Below are 19,286 nucleotides of genomic sequence, written 5' to 3' on the forward strand. Positions count from 1 at the left end.
GTCTGAAAACATGGGGTGAGCCTTCCGGAGTAAGATAAAGCACATCGGCGACAGTATTTCCCTGCTGCAGAATATATTGGGATCTTGATAAATAACGATGATAATCACCTACCATTGACCACCAGGTCTGGCTCCTGTCCCAATGCACACCATAAGGTCCCATTGTCATTCCCGGTTTTAAGGAATCAGGCAGCATCTGGTTTTGAAAAGTATGAAAAACAAACCTGTTTATTCCCGTAGCAAATGCCCAGTCGCCCTGGTTTTTCATGGATGCAGGATGCTGTTTCCAGCCTTCACTGCTTTCTGCAGTAAATGCCTCTGCCGGCACCAGGGACCGGCCATTCACATGGGCAATCGATGCAGCTTCAATGCAGCTAAATGAAGTATTATAACCAAACTCCGCGCTCCAGAATTCACACATAGGCACATCGGCCACCGCGCCCAGTTCCAGGTCCGCATTGGGGTTCATGTCATAAGGTTCAATAGACAGGCTCATTCCATTGCGGTGAGCATATTTTTTAACGTATCCCGCATGATTTTCCAATACCAGTTCCTGTGAAGTTTGCCTTAGATCCCATAAAAAGCGTTCACTTATTTCCACGCTCTCCACTACATTCCCGGCATAAACAGGATAATAGGGAAGTGGATCGTATCCTCTTCTTTTTATAAATTCTTCTCTAAAATGCCCGGTCCAGTTCTGGGCACCCATTTCCCAGCTGTCCATGTGCAATCTCTTCAATCCGCCGCTTCCGCCGGCGGCCTTCTTCCCGATCTTGTTCAGCAAGGTACCGATGTACTGATCCAAATGATGGCTGATGGCCAGCGTGTCAAACTTGTCTGCCTCAAATCCCAAGCCCGGATATGGTGCCGGCCGGGTAACCGCACCGTTATTGCGCAGTCCGTATCTGACAATAGTCCATTTGCCATTTGGTACATCCCAGTCAAGTTCGCCATTTGCCTGAAGTTTACCGGTCAGGTCTATCACCTTTTCCTTAGAAATGACCGAACTGGCAGACACAACTTCAAAGTCCGTCAGCGACGGCAGGTATTGTTTGACTCCCTTAGCGGAAGAATATGGCGCACGGTAATAAAGTGCTTTCTCTTCTACATCTTTTATTTTCGCTGGGGATGATGGTGTTGGGTAAGCGAGCACAGCTACGTCCTTATAAAAATCATTCCATTGCTTTTTTAGCTCCTCTGTAAAGCCCCCCTCACCAAAATAGGGCGGCATAGGTTTTGGCACAGGCAGCATGATCTTCTTTTTATTGTCGCCATCAACCTGAACAGCCGCAGCAACCAAATGCTGCATAGATTCAGATGCTTTTACCCAGGGCCCGCCGCTTCCCGTCCAGCCCGGACCTATGCCCAGGGTCATTTCAATGTTCAGTCTTTCACATTCTTTAACGGCATGAACAAAAAGTTCCTGCCATTGCGCACTCAAAAAATCAACTTTTCCTCTGGGCACACCAACATTGACCTCAAGAAACACAACACTGCTGAGCCCGGCCTTTTTCATCGATTCCAGATCTGCAGTTATGGATTCCCGGTTCAGGTTCCCGTCCATAAAATACCAGTAAACACCAGATTTGGCTGAGTCCGGTGGATTCAAAAATCCGGACTTCAGATCTTTGGCAACCACAGCAGACGGTTTAACTTTTTTACTGCAGCCTGCTGACCAGCACACGCAGACTGCAATAAGCAAAAAGTAGAATAGCTTTCTTTTCATAACCCAATTGTCTTTCCTTGCAAAAAGGATCCATACAAAACTTTTTAACGAATATTCAGTTTGAAGCTAAATATAGTTTATTTTTACATACCTGATTTATAAAGTTCAACTATGAAGTTCAACCCCTTAGCCTTTATCATCAACATCGCTATACCACTTATAATCGGGACCGCTGGCGGCTTTTTTACCGCCCATTCTGTTAAGACCTGGTACCCTACACTGGCAAAACCTGCGTTCAATCCGCCCGACTGGATCTTTGCACCGGTATGGACTACACTGTATATTCTCATCGGGATCTCAGCCTACCTGATCTGGCAGAAAAGAAAAGAGATTGTGCATTTCCCGCGCACGATTGCCATTTATCTCATGCAGCTGATCTTAAACCTGATGTGGTCTTTCATTTTCTTTTATGCCCGTCAGATTGGTGTCGCGCTTGTCGAAATCGTGCTGCTTTTGGTCATCGTCATCATCAACGCCGGGGTATTTTACAAAATCGACAAAACTGCAGGACTGTTGTTTGTTCCATATATACTATGGGTTGGCTTTGCTACCCTCCTTACTGCGAGCATCTTTAGCTTAAACTAACCATAAACCCCGAAGATGTGATCCGTATAATGAAACTGCTGATACTTGTCCTTACCCTTTTTGCATTGCCCCTGTATGCTCAAAAGGTTGGATTGGTATTGAGTGGCGGCGGAGCCAAAGGGTTGGCACACATTGGCATTATAAAAGCACTTGAAGAGAACAATATCCCAATAGATTACATTACCGGCACCTCTATGGGAGGTATAGTAGGCGCCATGTATGCAGCAGGGTACTCACCCGACCAGATTGAAATGGTGGCCCTGAGCACAGATTTTCAGGATTGGGTAAGCGGCAGGTACAACAGCGATTTCAGTTTCTTTTTTCAAAAGAAAAGCACAAACCCGTCTGTGCTTACCGCCAAGCTGTCTGTAGATTCCAATCTCAGGCTGAGCTTCCGGTCTAACCTGATCAATGATATCCCATTAAATTTTGCGCTGATGGAGCTGTTTTCACAGGCCTCTGCCATTGCAAAAGACAATTTCGACCACCTCTTCGTTCCCTACCGCTGTATGGTTTCAGATGTATTTTCCCAGACCAGTATCACGGTAGCAAAGGGAAGTCTGGCAGAGGCAGTCAGGGCGACAATGACGGTTCCGCTCATCTACCGTCCCATCAAACTGGACGATAAATATGTATTTGACGGCGGCCTGTACAATAATTTTCCGGCGGATGTGATGAAAAAAAACTTTAACCCCGATATTATCATAGGTTCAAATGTAAGCGCCAAAAATTACAATGAATATCCTAAAAGTGACGATGACCGGCTCATGAACCGGCTCATGAGGTTTATGTTCCTTTCCAAATCTGACTCTACTCTCATTGGGGAAAATGGAATTTATATAGAACCCGATCTTAAAAGCTACTCCGCTACCAATTTCAACCCGGTAGCAGCACTCATCAAACAAGGATATGATGCAGCAATAGCCGAAATGCCGCAAATTAAAGAACGAATAGCCAGAAGGGTAGGTATCAATGAGATCATGCGCCGGAGAAATGTGTTCAACAAAAAGAAGCCAAACCTGGTATTTAGCGGAGTAACGGTAACGGGAGTAAACAACGATCAAAAAAAATATGTAGAACGATTGTTTAAACGCGATAAAAAGGTTTTCGATCTGGGCGACATCAAGCAGGGTTACTATAAACTCGTAGCCGATGAAACCTTTGAGACCGTCTATCCAAAAATAGTCTACCATCCCGCATCAGACAGCTATAATTTTGAGATCGCCGCACGTCCGCAGAAAAGTTTTAAAATAGATTTCGGCGGCAATATTGCGACGCGTCCCATCTCCAACGTTTTTTTAGGAGCACAATACCATTACCTGAACAGGAAGTCCTACACCTTTGGGGCAAGCCTTTATTCAGGGAGATTCTATGAATCGGTTCAGTTAAATGGCAGGATTGATTATCCGTCCCGGCTTCCGTTGTTCCTTGCGGCAGAACTCACCTACAATCACTTTGATTATTACAATACCAGTTCCATTTTTATTGAGAACCCTCATCCTACTTATATAGAACAGGCTGACAGAAAGGTAGACCTCAAGATTGGCTTCCCCCTGAACAGAAATACAAGAGTGATCCTAAGCTCGGCATTCATCAATAATTTTGACCGCTATAGTCCCAATAGCAGGTTTTCTCTGGGTGACATACTGGACAAGACCGTATTCAATGGTTCCCGTTCCACGCTGACATTTGAACAAAACACTTTCAATCGCAAACAGTATCCCAACCGCGGAAGAAACTTTTTGCTGAGTTTAAATTACTACGCAGGACGTGAAAGCTATACTCCGGGAAATATCGCGGATGAACAGGATATATTGCTAACTGCTGACAAGAACCCCACAACAAAAAAATTCCGGGAGTGGCTCAATCTCAAGATCAGTGATGACAATTACTTTTTAAAAGGCCGCAGGTACGCTCTTGGTTACCTTTTTGAAGGTGTTTTTTCCAATCAGCCGTTATTTTCCAACTATTATTCCACACTACTGTCGGCTCCTGCGTTTTACCCGCTTCAGGACAGCCGATCCATATTTCTGGAAAATTTCAGGGCCACCAGTTACCTTGCCGGCGGGATAAAAAACGTCTACAGCATCAAAAGGAACCTGGACCTGAGACTGGAAGGCTATGTGTTCCTTCCTTATGAAAAATTCGGGAAGATTGATTTTCAGGGAATCGAGCATAGAAAGGCGCTTAGTACCTGGCAATATGCCGCTACTGCCGGACTGGTATACCATACCCCTGTAGGCCCCGTTAGCCTGAGTTATAATATATACGATGACCCCATAAAAAGAAACGGTGTTTTGTTACATTTGGGGTATCTGATTTACAATAAACGATCTATAGAATGAAAACCACATACCTGCTGATCTTACTTTTGCTGTGCACCGCTCCGGGTTTCGCCCAAACCGCAGAGATCAATAATTTCATAGTAAAGGAAAGCCTGCTTAAAAACAGTAAGCTGGCTATTATAGCTACTGATTCGCTGGAAAACCCACTGGAAAAGATCAACGGGGTCTACACATTTACAGTAAGCGGCTTCACGCAGGAGGTCAAATTTAATGATGGAGTCGCCATACTGCCTTTGCAATTGGAGCGTTCTGCATTTGTATACATCAAGCATCAAAATGATGAAGGTACGCACAGCAAATTGCTCTATGTGTATAAAAAGGACGGCACACTGAATCCCTACGCCATCAACAGCTTCTGGCTCATAGTTTTCCCGGCCATTATTATACTGCTGGCTTTCCTCTTCAGAAAATTCATCATAGTGGCAGTGATCATACTGCTGGTCTTCATCTATTTCAACCACAGCAGCGGAATGAACCTGTCCACTTTCTTTGAAACGATATTTGACGGATTAAAAAACTTGTTTTAAAAAGGCATTCCTATACCAAAATTGTACTGCACGAAACGATAACTGTCCGGTGCATTTGCGGCATCATAAGCCCTTCTAAAGTCTTTACCTCCGTTTAGGAATTTCCTGATCACCCATTGGTCTGATCCCTGAAACTGCGGATCTTTAAGCTTAATGCCCACATCAAACCGGAACACGAAATATTGTACATCATACCTGAATCCAAAACCTGTTCCCAGCGCGATCTGTTTACCGAGCTTTTTGATATCAAAATAAGTTTCACTGTAGTCGCTCCTGTTGGAAGAAGCATTCCAAACGTTCCCCGCATCCAGGAACACGGCTCCTTTTAGCTTGGCACCAAAGAATTTGTTCAAGAGCTTATACCGGTATTCCAGGTTGGCCTCAATATGCATATCACCCAGCTGATCTATCCCGTAAAAGGCCTTCCGGGTAGCGGTATCCGTAATCCTTTCTCCCCTATTGTAATTCCCCGGCCCAAGGGTTCTGGCCTGCCATGCCCTCACTCCGCTGGAGCCGCCGGCAAAGAACAATTTTTCAAAAGGAAGGGCTATTGAATTGCCATAAGCATAACCTATTCCTGCGTTTATTCTCGATACCATTTGCCGCTCACCGCCCAGGTTTTTATACCATCTGAAGTCAACCTCAGGTCTCAGGTACTGATTGAAGGGCAGCCCCAATATGGTAGCAAAATCTTCATTCTTTGGGTCATGTTTGGCACCGCCAATTTTTGAAGCCAGCTGAAGCATGTTTCCTGCCATATCCATGCTCGCTCTTAGATAGATAAAGTTGTTATTTTCGAGCAACCTGTTTGCATTCATCGAATAAGTATATTTAATACCCAGCGTGATATTTTTTCGGTCCAGCAGGTTGATGGTATAACGGTTGGCTTCAGCGATCTTTTTGTTCTTCTCAATAGTCGTGTCCAAAAGCAAATTACCAAACCTGTACTCAAAGTTTAACGGTGTCAGCGAGTGGTTCTTTGATTTTGATTCTACAAATTCATAAGTGACAGAATTCAGGAATACCTGGCGCTGAAAAAATTCTTTTTGCAGGGCATAGACATAACTGGTAGAAAATATAGTGTGCGGCATTCCGCCCCTTCTGCCTGGCCTCGCCGTAATAAAAGGAATCATTAGCCTGGGTACGCTCAAATTGGCACTCAAAGAGAAATCACGCTGGTTGATGTCGCTGAACAAAGAATTTCCACCACCGATCCTTGACTGCAAGCCCCCCTTGACTTGAAATTCAAAGCGTTCCGCCCCCCTGAACAGGTTATTATTTGAATAGGTATTGCTCAAATTGAAACCCACCGTGTTGCCGTTAAAAGGTATCTCGCCCTCTATCCGGTTGCTCATGATCTTTTGAGGGATCAGTTTAATGATAGGCAGCACCTTGTTTGAGCTGTCCTGTGCTTTGTTGTAGTCTATCTTAACGTTCTTAAAGACATTGAGTTCATACATTCGGTCGTAGGTAAGCTGCTCATTCCTGATGTCATAATAATCCGGTGAGTATAAAAAATTATACCTTACGATTGGGTTTCTCCTGAATTTCCCGGACAGATCGGTATACCTGATGTCCCTGAATACCCGGCTATTGACCACTATTGTATCCGGAAAGCCATCAGCATCAGGAGCAATGATCACATTTGCCTCGCCGATATTGTACTTTACGTGAATAGGCTTGTCAGCCGGATTGTCAATAATTAAGGTCACTTTAGCCAGGCTTGCATTTGAATTGGAATCTACAGAGTATTTCACATATGGCCTGGAAAAATCATAATAACCGTTCTCCCGCATCAGCTGATAGATCTGGTCACGCTCATAACTCAGTGAATCTTCGTCGATCCGGACACCTTCTTTAAGGTGTGTGAATGCTGATTTTTTGGACAGGTAGAGGTTTTTTACCACCGTATCAGGAATCTCATAATTGATCTTGCCGACTTTAAAAGCCGGGCCCTGCTCTGCCTTAAAATATATCGAGGCGCGCTGCTTTTTCACGGTTATTGTTGATTTTACCCTGGCATTAAAATACCCTTTACTGTTCAAAAATTTCTCTATCTGATTTCTGGAGATCTCTACCAGCGTACTGTCCAGTATCGGCGGAGGTGTGCCCAGTGGTTTAATACCACTCGTTTTATATCGTCCGTTTTTGGTATTAAACATATTATAAATGAGAACATTAACACCAATTGTTGAAGTGGGGCGAATGTCTTTCTGGATATAATTGTAAGCTTCTTCTTCAAAAATCTTGTCGACACTGTCTATCCTGACCTTTTTTACGATCGACTGGTAATCCTCGATGTATTTTGTTGACGAGCATCCTACGACAAAAACAAGAATAAATAGTAATATTGCACCATACAGGACACTGCTTTTATAATTATAGTATGCTTTCAAAATCTCAGATCAGTTTTATAAAATCGTTACATCAAAAAAAGTACCGTAAAGAAAATGGGATATTTATTATTGAAGGTATAAAATCTATTGCAGAGTTTATTCATTCGTCATACCAGGTCCACAGCATATATTATCTGCCCCAATATCAATCTTTACTTCCAAAATTGCCTGCAAATATAAAGTTATTTGAAGTAAACAACGCTGAACTGGATAAGATTAGTACACTACAGGCCCCGCAGGGAATTTTAGCATTGGTAAACATTCCAAAAAATCCTGTTTTAACTGTTTCCACACTCAAAGGGGCGTTCTCGCTGGTGCTCGATGGCGTTCAGGACCCGGGCAATCTGGGTACGATCATTCGCACGGCCGACTGGTTTGGTTTTAAGCAGGTTATTTGCTCGGCTGCCACGGTTGAAGTTTATAATCCTAAAACCGTTCAAGCCACTATGGGCTCTTTGAGCAGGGTTGATGTTTTTTACGAAGATCTGTTTACGTTACTAAGCAAAGTGAAACTCCCTGTTTTTGGAGCAGTATTAAACGGCAGCAGCATCTATCAGACAGACTGGGGCAAAGAAGGGCTGGTTATTTTGGGCAATGAAGGTCAGGGGATAACTCCTGAAATCATGAACCTGATCAGCCATCCGGTGACCATTCCCCGTATTGGTGGTGCAGAATCACTGAATGTTGCCGTATCGGCTGCAATATTATGTGCAGATATCAGCAGAAATTTACAGAAATAAATTGCATAGTAAGTAATAATTACTATTTTTGCAGCCTGAATTTTAACAGGGTCGAGTGGCCGAGTGGCTAGGCAGAGGTCTGCAAAACCTCGTACAGCGGTTCGAATCCGCTCTCGACCTCCAGATTTAATACTTTAAATTAAAAGACATGGCAGTTACCAGATTAAAAAGAAAAGACAGAAGGAATAAGACTTTCGCAAAACAAGATGTGAAGAACTTGAAGTTAGCTACTAACATAGAATTAGGTAGCCGCTCACAACAATCGACTAAAGATCAGTTGGCTAAAAACAACGCGGTTCTACTTCAATTGACTACAAAAGCCTAAACCAGGTTTAGTCCGAAAGACATAAGGCACTCTTGCTATAAGGCAGGAGTGCCTTTTTATTTGTTAAACTGCCACAATATCGCCTTATTTGAGGCCATAGATATCACCTCAAAGACCGACTAATGTGTTTTCTATAAAGCAACCTGTATCGTCCTATTATAGCTTTACAATAATCCAGAATAAAATAGTATAAACCTACTTGACGAGCTCTTTGCAGATGGCTTTGATCAAGCCCGGGCCTTCATAGATAAAGCCTGTATATAACTGAACCAATGAAGCTCCGGCGTCCAGTTTATCTTTTGCGTCCTGAGGCGAATGAATCCCCCCTACACCTATTATTGGAAATGCTTTATTTGATTTGACAGATAAATACCGGATCACTTCTGTCGAGCGAAGGGTCAAAGGTTTCCCGCTTAACCCACCTGCCTCATTTTTGAGTTTTTCCGGTGTATACAGCCCATTCCTGTCCACGGTGGTATTCGTAGCAATGACCCCGGCAATTTTGGTCCCCATCACAATCTCCACGATATCGTCGAGCTGTTCATTGGTAAGGTCCGGAGCTATCTTTAAAAGGATTGGCCTGCTTACCCCATTGATGTTATTGCGCTGTTGAAGGGTATTTAAAAGTTCCATTAAAGGCACCTTTTCCTGCAAGGCACGCAGACCGGGTGTATTTGGCGAGCTGACATTGACCACAAAGTAATCTACTACATCAAAAAGCCTGTCGAAGCACTTGACGTAATCACTGGTGGCCTCCTCATTGGGCGTACTCTTGTTCTTACCGATATTCCCACCGATGACGATGTCCGTGTTTTTTGACCGGAGCAATCTCAGGCGCTCTGCCAGGGTGTCTACCCCCTTGTTGTTGAAGCCCATCCGGTTGATGAGCGCACTGTCTGCCTCCAGTCTGAACATACGGGGCTTATCATTGCCGGGCTGGGGCAATGGCGTAACGGTACCAACCTCGATAAAACCAAAGCCCAGATCACTCAGTGCCTCTATGTATTCACCATTCTTGTCAAACCCGGCAGCCAGGCCAACCGGATTTTTAAATTTAATCCCAAACACCTCTCGTTCAAGCCCCTTGATGTTCACATCAAAGCTCCCTCTGAGGATCGTACTGCCCAGGGGAAAGTGTTCATGAAACCATTTCAGGCGCTTCACTACGAAATAGTGTACTTTTTCAGGGTCAAATTTGAAGAATATGGGCTTAATCAGACGGTACATAGCTACGAAGATAGGAAAAAAACGTATTTTTGCGCCCAAATGATTTCAATAAACGACTTAACATTTCTTATAGGCGCAAGGGCCTTATACGACGAGGCAGACTGGCACATTAAGCCGGGCGACAGGGTTGGATTAATTGGTGCCAACGGAACCGGAAAATCTACATTACTTAGAATAATTGTCGGAGAGTACGCTCCTACTTCCGGCAACATTTCTATGTCCAAGGATGTAAAGATCGGGTACCTGAACCAGGATCTGCTTTCTTACGATTCACACCATAGCATTTTACATGTAGCCATGGAGGCTTTCGAACGCCAGAACCAGCTGCATGATGAGATCGAAGAATTGCTAAGGAAAATTGAGACCGATTATTCTGAAGAGGTTTTAAATAAACTGAGCGATAAACAGCAGGAGTTTGAAGCCCTGGATGGTTACAACATCGAGTACCGTGCCAATGAGATCCTGGCAGGTCTGGGTTTCAGTACGGAAGATCAGCACCGTCCGCTCAATACGTTCTCAGGAGGATGGCGGATGCGTGTGATGCTGGCGAAAATCCTGTTGCAGACTCCTGATATTTTACTGCTGGATGAGCCGACCAACCACATGGACTTACCGTCCATCAAATGGCTGGAAACCTATCTGGGCAGTTTTGAAGGTGCCATAGTAATTGTTTCTCACGACAGATATTTCCTCGATAAAGTGGTTAACAAGATCGTGGAGTCCCGCAAAGGAAAACTAACACCTTACGCAGGAAACTATACTTTCTACCTGGAGGAAAAAGCCCTGCGTGGTGAGATCCAAAAAGGAGAGTTCAAAAATCAGCAGGCCAAGATCAAACAGGAAGAACGTCTGATCGAGCGCTTTAAAGCCAAAGCTTCTAAAGCTAAAATGGCACAATCCAGAATGAAGGCACTGGACAAACTGGAGCGTGTAGAGGATGTGGATGATGATAACCCTACGGTTAACTTCCAGTTCAAATTCTCCAAACCTTCCGGTCGTCACGTGATCAGGATAGAGGGTGCTTACAAAAGCTATCCAAACATTGACATCCTGGCCAATGCGGAAGGCATCATCGAAAAAGGCGATAAAATCGCTTTAATTGGCGCCAACGGTAAAGGAAAATCTACTTTACTGAGGATCATTGCAGGCACTGAAGACTTTAAAGGTACCTGCGAGACCGGCCATAATGTAACCACGACTTTCTTTGCCCAGCACCAGCTGGAGTCGCTGCACCTGGAAAACACCATATTGGAAGAACTTCAGGCTTTTGCACCTAAGCATACGGATACAGAGCTGCGCGGTATACTGGGCTGCTTCCTGTTTACCGGTGATGACGTGTTTAAAAAGATCCGTGTGCTCTCTGGTGGTGAAAAATCAAGGGTGGCACTGGCCAAATCACTGACTACAGACTCTAACTTCCTGATCCTGGATGAGCCAACCAATCACCTCGACATCCAGTCTGTAAATATCCTGATCCAAGCTTTGCAGCAGTATGAAGGTACTTTTGTTGCAGTATCCCACGACAGGTATTTCCTGGACCACGTGGCGAACAAGATCTGGTTCATTGAAGACCAGGACATCAAGGAGTATCCGGGAACTTATGCAGAATATGAGGAGTGGAATAGCAAAAGACCTCCTGCAAAGCCTTCCAGTATCCCGGTGAGACCGGACAAAGAGGTGAAAAAGGCAGAGGAAAAAAAACCTGCGCCCGCCCCGGTTCCTGCAAACCAGCAGCAGCAATTGAAAAAACTGAACGACCATCTGAAAAAGATCGAATCTGAGATCACGGCTTTTGAAGAAAATCTGAAAGCAATTGAAGCTTTGCTTGCCGATGAGAGCATTTATTCTGATGCGGGTAAACTTGCCGAGGCAAACAAAACCTATAATGCAGCCAAGCAACAGCTGGATGCCGCCCAGAACAGTTGGGAAGACCTGGCATCTGAGATCATGGAACTGGAGAGCAAATGATAAAATCGGTTTACATACTGTTGTGTTTTAGCGTACAAATTGCTGTGGCACAGGACCAGCAGTTTGTTTACGATAACAAAATATACCAGCCCAATATCAAAACGGTACAGTGCTATAACGCGCAAAAAGAGCAATCCATGCCTGTTATTACGCTTAAATCAAGTGAGCAGCTTATATTTTCGTTTGATGATCTCACTGGCGGCAGCAAGAACTACTGGTATACAGTAGAGCATTGTACATCCGACTGGAAATCATCACGATTGTCAGCACTTGATTACCTCGAAAGTCTGTCTGAGGACCGGATCACGGATTATAAGTATTCTTCTGGTACGCTGCAAAAATATACGCATTACCGGCTCAGCCTTCTCTATAGCCAGGTCAGGCCTAAAATATCAGGTAATTATTTATTAAAGGTCTATGAAGATGGGGATCAGAAAAAACCGGTAATTTCCCAGCGGTTTTATGTGGCAGAGCAGGTTGTAAATATTGGTATTGATGTGGTAGCCAGCCCACAGGTATCGCTTCGTTTCAGCAATCAGAAAGTCAACTTTACCATTTTTCATAAAACCCCTATACAGAATCCCTATACGGACCTGAAGGCTGTGGTGATGCAAAACGGCAATCCACAGACAGCCATTCTGAATACCAAGCCTCAGTTTATCAAGCCCGGATCACTGCTATATAACGAACTCAACAGCAATGATTTTCCTGCGGGAAATGAATTCCGGAAGTTTGACATCCGCAGCCTGCGCTTCAAGGCAGAGAACGTACAGGACATCATCAGAGACACTGCGGTCAATGTCATATTGTTCCAGGATGTCAACACCAGTAAGGCCAGATACAGCAACCTTGTAGACGAAAACGGAAGCTTTTTTATCAGGAATCAGGATGGTCGGGATGATGGCACGGAAAGCGACTATGTCAATGTCGCCTTTACCCTGAATGCGGTTCCTCCTACTGCAAACGGCGATGCTTATGTGGTGGGCCGCTTCAACGATTACCAGCTCAATGAAGCTTCAAAACTGCACTTTGATTCGTCCAGAAAACGCTTTTACACTAACATCAAGTTAAAACAGGGCCTGTACGATTATAAGTATGTGTGGCTGAATAAAGAAACGAATAAAATAGATCAGGCAATATTTGAAGGCTCCTTTTTTGAAACCGGCAACACCTACCAGGTTTTTGCCTATTACAAAAAACCAGGCTCACGCTGGGAGGAGCTGATCGGGTACAGCAATATCAATACATTGAAGCGCTAGCTTATGTTTCTATCCTCAATATTAGTTACTTTTGTAGCGCTATGAGTATAAAAGTAAAAAATCCAAAGGATTCCCATACCATCATGAATGAACTGGTATTGCCAAACGATACCAATACCCTGAACAATTTAATGGGAGGAAGACTGCTTCACTGGATGGATATTGCAGCGGCTATTTCTGCTCAAAAGCATTGCAACCGTATTGTGGTGACCGCCTCTGTAGACAATGTTTCTTTTAAACACCCCATTAAGCTTGGGGATGTAATTACCATCGAGGCTAAAGTGACCAGGTCATTTAACACTTCTGTTGAGGTAAGGCTGGATGTGTGGGCAGAGAACATTCCCTCTGGCAGCAGAGCAAAGTCCAATGAGGCCTATTATACCTTTGTGGCGCTGGACAAAGAAGGTAAGACGGTGCCTGTTCCCCCGCTGGAGCCTGTAACGCCAGAGGAAAAAGATTTGTTTGCCGGGGCTCTTCGCAGAAGACAGCTGAGATTGATACTCAGCGGGAAAATGCAGCCGAATGATGCGCTGGAATTGAAAGCATTGTTCTTTAAAGATTAATAAACAAAAGAAGTTTCGATGCTGTTTAAAATTCAGCTATTAAATAAATAGGAAGTATGACTACTTATACCACTCTGATCGTTTTAAGTGGACTGGTCATTTTTTCTTATTTGTTTGACCTTGTTGCCAGTAAGACTAAATTACCTTCTGTAATGCTTTTATTACTGCTGGGCATTGGACTGCGCCTGCTGGTCGATCACCTGCAGCTTCAAACTTTTGATTTTTTAAAGATCCTTCCAGCGCTGGGAACTGTTGGGCTGATATTGATCGTGTTTGAGGGTTCACTCGAACTTAAATACGATCCCGGCAAAAATAAACTGATAAAAGCCGCATTCTCTTCAGCAGCTGTTATCCTTCTGATTACTGTTTCAGTCATCACCTTTATCATTTACCAGATCACAGGAAAAGACTTCCATACCTGTTTTTCAAATGCCATACCTTTTAGCGTGATCAGTTCCGCCATAGCGATTCCAACAGCAGGACTGCTGAACAAAAAAGGCAAAGAGTTTATCATTTACGAATCTTCCTTTTCGGATATCCTTGGGATCATATTGTTCAACTTTACCATATCCAATCCTTATATTTCTGTTTCCTCATTTACCGGGCTGGCCCTGAGCACTTTCCTGATCCTTTTGGTATCGGTGGTCTCTTGTGTCCTTCTGCTTTATGTAATGGGTAAGATCGCTCACCACATCAAATTTTTCCTGATCATTTCCATATTGATCATGGTATATGCCATTGGCCAGTCTTACCATCTTTCCTCTCTGGTACTGATCCTTTCGTTTGGGCTATTTTTAAACAATGCTGACACCATACGCCATGCCTGGTTCAGGAGTATATTTATTTATAAGAATTTATCTACAGACTTAACCCAGCTGCATCAGCTGAGCGCGGAAAGCGCTTTTATCATCAGGACTTTCTTCTTCGTGATCTTTGGCTTTACTATAAATATTTACCAGCTGGACGATCAGATTGTCCTTGCCAACGGATTTATCCTCCTGGCAAGTATTTTTGTGATACGGCTGGTTTATTTAAAGCTGTTTAGAAAAGAAAACAGCGGGCAGGAAATTTTCATTGCGCCCAGGGGATTAATCAGCATTCTTCTTTATTTCAACCTTCCGGAAGCCATCAAATTGCCCGAAATAGGCACTCCTTTTTTGTTTGTAGTGGTTCTGGGCACGAGCCTGGTGATGAGTATTGGACTATTGACTTCCAAAAGAAAAGGAAAAGAAGTTCATGAAACGGTATAAGAGTTTTTAAGGATCAGCTTCCCATTTCAAGGATCTTGTCAAACTCCGCAGCCCTTAACGGCATTACAGATAACCTTCCTTGTTTCACCAATGAAATGTCTTTCAGACTTTCCTCAGCTTTGATCTGTTCGAGTGAAACCGGATTCTTTAGCGATTCCACAGGAGCCAGTTCTACCACTACCCAATTGGCATCATCAGTAGTCGGATCCTGGTAAAATTCTTTAACGACTTTGGCAATCCCCACTACATTCTTGCCATCATTACTGTGGTAGAACAGAACCAGATCACCTTCTTTCATCTCCCTGAGATTATTTCTAGCCTGATAGTTGCGCACCCCGTCCCAAAAAGTTCTTCCATCCTTATTGAATTTCTCCCAGCTGTATTTAAAAGGTTCTGATTTGACTAGCCAATGCTTCATTTGATGTCTTTATTAATTGAATTCCAAAGCTAATAAAATGAGAGAATATTTGTGGGCATACAGTTCTTGATTTCTACAATAGTTCTGTCCTGATCAATTAAAACTTATAATGTATTCTGGAAAAATTAACTTAATTTAGTTAAAAACCGAATAGAACCGATGAAACGCTCAACCTCATTACTCTTTCTATGCTTTTCTTTATGCGCGCTATGCGTACATGCACAACAATTAAAATTAAAAAAAGGTCAGAAGCTAAGTTATGAATTGCTTAAAATTGATGACTATGGGACTAACAAATATGTGTATTTCGATGAATACGAATTCGTTGTAACGGCAGTAAATAAGGATGGATATGTGATTTCAGCATCCAAACCAAGATCAATAGTGTATGATGATCGTAAAATCGTAGACTCCCAATTGCCGCTGAAAGAACAGCCAAAAACCTATGATGCAGTTACCAACAAGGTCATCAGTGGAGTTAATTATCAGCTGACCATAGATAAGGCCGGTAAAGTGCTAAAGACTGAAGGTGTAGAGGCTATTAAAGAAAAGGTACTTGCTGCCATCAAAGAAGTGAATGCAGTGTCAGCATACACAGGTATTAATTTGGAATCTTTTGTGATGGGGAGATTGAGTGATAAGGCTTTTGCCAGACCTATAGAGCAGCTTTTGACCCAGAAATCGGTCGCAGCTGTAGACACAGTAAAAACAGGCATGTCCCGTTACGCAACAAGCGGGACGAGAAATGGTGTGCCATATAAAGACTCAGTGTTTACCATCGACTCTATGCAGGTAAAAAAGCAGATGGGGCATGAGGTGAAAACAGGATTATTGATCAGTTCACTAAGAGACTCGTCGTCCAGATCTCTTAATACTAAGAGCGGGGAGATGAGATTCAACAGAAATGTCATTAAGATCAACTTAAAGAGTTCCAATGTAAAAGCATTAGGCTTTGGGCCTTTACTTTTCGATGAGCTCAAGAAACTGAGTGATTATGATACCTACTTTAGTCCGGCAGGGAGGGCTGCCAGCAAGGTCAACGAGCTCTATGAAGTCTTTCACAAGACAAAGGGCAAAGTGGGCGTAAAGGATAGCATGTTAAACGTACTGGCTGAACTGGACAAGCAGATGAAGGAGGATGATTATCCTTATATGGCAGCAAAAGCATCACTGATTGGCAGTCTTGGGATGGACTCTAATCCTTTGATTGGAAAAATCCCCTATGAATATTTTAAAAAAGAATTTTATGTGATGGTTAAACTTGAAGGCGAGTTAAAGGAAAACAATACTCAGAATCTCAATAACGCCATAAATATACTCTTTACAAAATTCTCCGTCGGGCGTACGTATCCGCTGAACATGCATGTATTGGAGTCCGCATTTCATGTAGAATGGGCAAAACACGTATTCAACTCAAACGACAAGGCCACATTGCTCCCGATTTTGAACTCGATCAATGAGGTAGAAAAACTGGGCTTCCCGAGATTGAATGCTGTGCTTGCCGGGCTGAAGATCTATCTTCAGGTAAAGCTTACCGACGACAAAAATACGCTGAATACGCTTACAGCCTCAAATACCAGTGCCCCGTATGACAAATATGGGAGATACAGATTGCTGATCTTCGATGAACTGAGCAAGAAGGGAGTGGCAGATTCTTTAAGGCTTGCTTATATCGATTTGAGCATAGATAAGCTTAAAAAGTCTGTCACGGATTCCAGTGATTTCGCTAAATCGCTGCGACCGTTCTTCCGCAAATACCTGGCTGATGCTTATTATAGAAAGAGCCAGCTAGACCAGAAAAATGGATTGGCCTACCTGCAAATGGCCAGCGATTACCTACCCTCGCAACAGGATAAACTACAAAATGCTGGCGAGGTGACACCTGAATATGAATTTTTGCCTGCTGTGCCGTATGGTGAACTGTATATGGCAAAGGCCGAAACAGGCAGTGCATCTAAAGATGTGGTGCTGGAAAAATATGCGGAACTGGTGATCATTGAGCCGGAGCGCTATGGATTACTTAAGGAAAAGTATCAGAAGGCCTATCCGGCGGGAGATTTTAAGGCTTGGTTCGCCAAAGTACTCAAAGCTAAATTACCGGCTACCCCTTCGTTTGCATTGAAAGAAACGTCGGGTAAGCAGGTGGGGAGTGCAGAAAATAAAGGTAAGTTTATCTTCATAGATTTTTGGGGTACCTGGTGTGGTGCCTGTATCAATGAGATCCATAAAATAGAGGAATTGCATGTGAGTAATGATAAGCCCGAAAAACTGATGGTCACTACGATTGCCTCTTATGATAAAAAGGAGTACGTAGACGCGTTTATGGCCAAGAGAAAATATACCTACCAGGTGCTGATGTCGGACAATCTGGTAGAAAACAAATTTAATGTAAGTCATTATCCTACCAAGCTGTTGCTGTTGCCAAATGGGACGTATCTGATCATCCCATATACAGACAATTACAAAACATTGGTGGATAAATACCTGAAATGGGATATTTAAGAACTACAGTCTTCCTGCTTTTCCTCATTTACAGCAATGCCTGTAATGCCCAGAAGATAAGCATTCAGCGCAAAGGCGTTAAACTGGAAGCTGTCTTTAGCGACATACGAAAACAGAGTGGCTATGACTTTCTTTACAACAGTGCCCTGACAGAAGACCTGAAACCGGTAAACATATCTGTAAAAGATGCGGACATTAACGAGGCGCTGCACGCTGTTCTGGCTGGAACGCCGCTCACTTATACGATTAGTGATAAGATCATTATGATTAAGGCTAAATCTGATGCTGCCCGTGTCTTGCAAACCTTTTCGATTAGCGGTGTGGTCAAAGATAAAGATGGACAGGCCCTTCCCGGAGCCGCAGTATTTCTCGGAGGTTACAAGATCGGAACAGTCGCCGATAGCCGTGGAAAGTTTCAGATCAGCAACCTTAGAGCAGGCAAATATGACTTGCTGGTCCAGATGGTAGGATACATTCCGGCAAGCAAAAGCGTGATGATTGGCAACGGGGCTGCCGACATCGAAATTATACTGACTGAGAACGTAAAACTATTGTACGAGGTGGTGGTCAGACCGGACCCGCGCAGAAGCAGATTCCTTAAAATATTTGAAGAAAGTTTTTTAGGAACAACGCCCAATGCATTAAAATGTAAGATCCTCAATCCCAACATCATTGATTTTGACTACGACGAGGAAAAGCAGATGTTGTCTGCCCATACCGATGAATTCATTGTTGTTGAGAACAAGGCATTAGGATACCGCATCCGGTACCTGCTAAAATCTTTCAAAAAGGACGAAAAAAACAAGCTGGTCTATTTTTACGGCTATCCTTATTTTGAAGAGCTGATGGCATCTAAACGCGATAAAATACGTTATCAGGCGAAGCGAATGGAAGCCTACAAAGGGTCGCCAGAGCATTTTTTCAGCTCCCTCTATAACAATAGCTACCAGCGGGAAGGCTATCTCCTTAATAAACTGGTAAAAAGGGTCAATGCCAAGAAGCCGGCCGACAGCCTGATTGAAAATAAAATAAAGCACCATTCAGCAAATATCAATAAGGGCCGTACAGTCTATTCTGACTCTCTTTATTACTGGACAAAAATGAAAAAAGAGCCTGATACCTTGCGGCTGCTGGACAGAACAGAGATTTTGGGAGACACTTTGGTAAAGCAAGATTCCATAGGGTTAAAGCGCATAAACTTTACGGACGCGCTGTATGTTATTTTTACCAGGGAAAAGGAAAGCAATACTTATTTCAGAAATTCCGGCTTCAAGATCAACAGGCCGCCGGAGTACTCAAACTACCAGATCTCCGTCATTCACAGGCTAAAGTCCCCCATACGTTTTTATCGTAACGGAAGGCTCTTTAACCCTGCAGCTGTTGTCTTTGAAGGCTACAATGCTTACGAACGGGTCGCAGACATGGTCCCGATGGATTATATTCCCCTCGATTAAC

Annotated in this window: 15 protein-coding genes and 1 tRNA gene; 12 read left to right on the forward strand and 4 right to left on the reverse strand. The window is 43.5% G+C overall.

Going from position 1 to position 19,286, the window contains the following annotated elements; translation table 11 throughout:
* A partial coding sequence (locus tag VK541_RS10630; RefSeq protein ID WP_324369832.1) for a glycosyl hydrolase occupies window positions 1–1,726 on the reverse strand: 1,726 nt, incomplete at its 3' end.
* A 111-nt stretch (window positions 1,727–1,837) separates the two neighbouring features.
* Here VK541_RS10630 and VK541_RS10635 point away from each other — a divergent pair.
* The 3 genes from VK541_RS10635 to VK541_RS10645 are packed head-to-tail and all read left to right on the forward strand — an operon-like array spanning window position 1,838 to window position 5,183.
* Window positions 1,838–2,311 carry a TspO/MBR family protein gene (locus VK541_RS10635; protein ID WP_324369834.1) on the forward strand — a complete coding sequence of 158 codons (474 nt, stop codon included), beginning with the start codon at window positions 1,838–1,840 and terminating at the stop codon, window positions 2,309–2,311.
* Between the two features lie 17 nt (window positions 2,312–2,328).
* Window positions 2,329–4,656 carry a patatin-like phospholipase family protein gene (locus VK541_RS10640; protein ID WP_324369836.1) on the forward strand — a complete coding sequence of 776 codons (2,328 nt, stop codon included), beginning with the start codon at window positions 2,329–2,331 and terminating at the stop codon, window positions 4,654–4,656.
* The gene (locus VK541_RS10645; RefSeq protein ID WP_324369838.1) at window positions 4,653–5,183 is read left to right on the forward strand and encodes a hypothetical protein; all 531 of its coding nucleotides are present in this window, start codon (window positions 4,653–4,655) and stop codon (window positions 5,181–5,183) included. The genes VK541_RS10640 and VK541_RS10645 overlap by 4 nt, the downstream gene beginning before the upstream one ends.
* Here VK541_RS10645 and VK541_RS10650 read toward each other — a convergent pair.
* On the reverse strand, window positions 5,180–7,579 hold the full coding sequence (locus tag VK541_RS10650; protein ID WP_324369840.1) for a BamA/TamA family outer membrane protein: 2,400 nt from the start codon (window positions 7,577–7,579) through the stop codon (window positions 5,180–5,182). The two genes, VK541_RS10645 and VK541_RS10650, sit on opposite strands and share 4 nt — an antisense overlap.
* Between VK541_RS10650 and VK541_RS10655 the strand changes: the two genes are divergently transcribed.
* From VK541_RS10655 to VK541_RS10665, 3 genes are all read left to right on the forward strand, one after another.
* On the forward strand, window positions 7,570–8,319 hold the full coding sequence (locus VK541_RS10655; RefSeq protein WP_324369843.1) for an RNA methyltransferase: 750 nt from the start codon (window positions 7,570–7,572) through the stop codon (window positions 8,317–8,319). The genes VK541_RS10650 and VK541_RS10655 overlap by 10 nt on opposite strands.
* Window positions 8,320–8,368: 49 nt before the next feature.
* Window positions 8,369–8,442: transfer RNA gene (locus VK541_RS10660), tRNA-Cys, on the forward strand.
* 25 nt (window positions 8,443–8,467) lie between these two features.
* Window positions 8,468–8,644 carry a spore protein gene (locus tag VK541_RS10665; protein ID WP_324369845.1) on the forward strand — a complete coding sequence of 59 codons (177 nt, stop codon included), beginning with the start codon at window positions 8,468–8,470 and terminating at the stop codon, window positions 8,642–8,644.
* A 195-nt stretch (window positions 8,645–8,839) separates the two neighbouring features.
* Here VK541_RS10665 and VK541_RS10670 read toward each other — a convergent pair whose 3' ends face one another.
* A complete protein-coding gene (locus VK541_RS10670; protein WP_324369846.1) occupies window positions 8,840–9,871 on the reverse strand; it encodes a quinone-dependent dihydroorotate dehydrogenase in 1,032 nt (343 codons plus the stop codon).
* Between the two features lie 39 nt (window positions 9,872–9,910).
* Between VK541_RS10670 and VK541_RS10675 the strand changes: the two genes are divergently transcribed.
* From VK541_RS10675 to VK541_RS10690, 4 genes are read left to right on the forward strand one after another with little or no spacing between them, the layout of a single operon-like run.
* Window positions 9,911–11,839 carry an ABC-F family ATP-binding cassette domain-containing protein gene (locus tag VK541_RS10675; RefSeq protein WP_324369848.1) on the forward strand — a complete coding sequence of 643 codons (1,929 nt, stop codon included), beginning with the start codon at window positions 9,911–9,913 and terminating at the stop codon, window positions 11,837–11,839.
* A complete protein-coding gene (locus tag VK541_RS10680; protein WP_324369850.1) occupies window positions 11,836–13,098 on the forward strand; it encodes a DUF5103 domain-containing protein in 1,263 nt (420 codons plus the stop codon). The genes VK541_RS10675 and VK541_RS10680 overlap by 4 nt, the downstream gene beginning before the upstream one ends.
* Window positions 13,099–13,139: 41 nt before the next feature.
* Window positions 13,140–13,661, forward strand: a complete 522-nt coding sequence (locus VK541_RS10685; RefSeq protein ID WP_324369852.1) for an acyl-CoA thioesterase — start codon at window positions 13,140–13,142, stop codon at window positions 13,659–13,661.
* Between the two features lie 56 nt (window positions 13,662–13,717).
* Entirely contained in the window at window positions 13,718–14,911 is a 1,194-nt protein-coding gene (locus tag VK541_RS10690; RefSeq protein ID WP_324369853.1) for a sodium:proton antiporter, read from the forward strand.
* A 13-nt stretch (window positions 14,912–14,924) separates the two neighbouring features.
* On the opposite strand, the gene VK541_RS10695 is transcribed toward VK541_RS10690, so the two are convergent.
* Entirely contained in the window at window positions 14,925–15,329 is a 405-nt protein-coding gene (locus VK541_RS10695) for an EVE domain-containing protein (RefSeq protein WP_324369856.1), read from the reverse strand.
* A gap of 159 nt (window positions 15,330–15,488) precedes the next feature.
* On the opposite strand from VK541_RS10695, the gene VK541_RS10700 reads away from it, so the two are divergent.
* Window positions 15,489–17,831 carry a TlpA family protein disulfide reductase gene (locus VK541_RS10700; RefSeq protein WP_324369858.1) on the forward strand — a complete coding sequence of 781 codons (2,343 nt, stop codon included), beginning with the start codon at window positions 15,489–15,491 and terminating at the stop codon, window positions 17,829–17,831.
* On the forward strand, window positions 17,819–19,285 hold the full coding sequence (locus VK541_RS10705) for a carboxypeptidase-like regulatory domain-containing protein (protein WP_324369860.1): 1,467 nt from the start codon (window positions 17,819–17,821) through the stop codon (window positions 19,283–19,285). The genes VK541_RS10700 and VK541_RS10705 overlap by 13 nt, the downstream gene beginning before the upstream one ends.
* Window position 19,286: the final 1 nt, after the last annotated feature.

It is taken from the genome of Pedobacter sp. (genome assembly GCF_035317785.1).
Taxonomy (GTDB): Bacteria; Bacteroidota; Bacteroidia; order Sphingobacteriales; family Sphingobacteriaceae; genus Pedobacter.

Coding starts and splice junctions, on each gene's coding strand:
- VK541_RS10635 (WP_324369834.1), top strand. CDS start 1,838: ATGAAGTTCAACCCCTTAGCCTTTATCATCAACATCGCTATACCACTT.
- VK541_RS10645 (WP_324369838.1), top strand. CDS start 4,653: ATGAAAACCACATACCTGCTGATCTTACTTTTGCTGTGCACCGCTCCG.
- VK541_RS10655 (WP_324369843.1), top strand. CDS start 7,570: ATGCTTTCAAAATCTCAGATCAGTTTTATAAAATCGTTACATCAAAAA.
- VK541_RS10665 (WP_324369845.1), top strand. CDS start 8,468: ATGGCAGTTACCAGATTAAAAAGAAAAGACAGAAGGAATAAGACTTTC.
- VK541_RS10670 (WP_324369846.1), bottom strand. CDS start 9,871: ATGTACCGTCTGATTAAGCCCATATTCTTCAAATTTGACCCTGAAAAA.
- VK541_RS10675 (WP_324369848.1), top strand. CDS start 9,911: ATGATTTCAATAAACGACTTAACATTTCTTATAGGCGCAAGGGCCTTA.
- VK541_RS10680 (WP_324369850.1), top strand. CDS start 11,836: ATGATAAAATCGGTTTACATACTGTTGTGTTTTAGCGTACAAATTGCT.
- VK541_RS10685 (WP_324369852.1), top strand. CDS start 13,140: ATGAGTATAAAAGTAAAAAATCCAAAGGATTCCCATACCATCATGAAT.
- VK541_RS10690 (WP_324369853.1), top strand. CDS start 13,718: ATGACTACTTATACCACTCTGATCGTTTTAAGTGGACTGGTCATTTTT.
- VK541_RS10695 (WP_324369856.1), bottom strand. CDS start 15,329: ATGAAGCATTGGCTAGTCAAATCAGAACCTTTTAAATACAGCTGGGAG.
- VK541_RS10700 (WP_324369858.1), top strand. CDS start 15,489: ATGAAACGCTCAACCTCATTACTCTTTCTATGCTTTTCTTTATGCGCG.
- VK541_RS10705 (WP_324369860.1), top strand. CDS start 17,819: ATGGGATATTTAAGAACTACAGTCTTCCTGCTTTTCCTCATTTACAGC.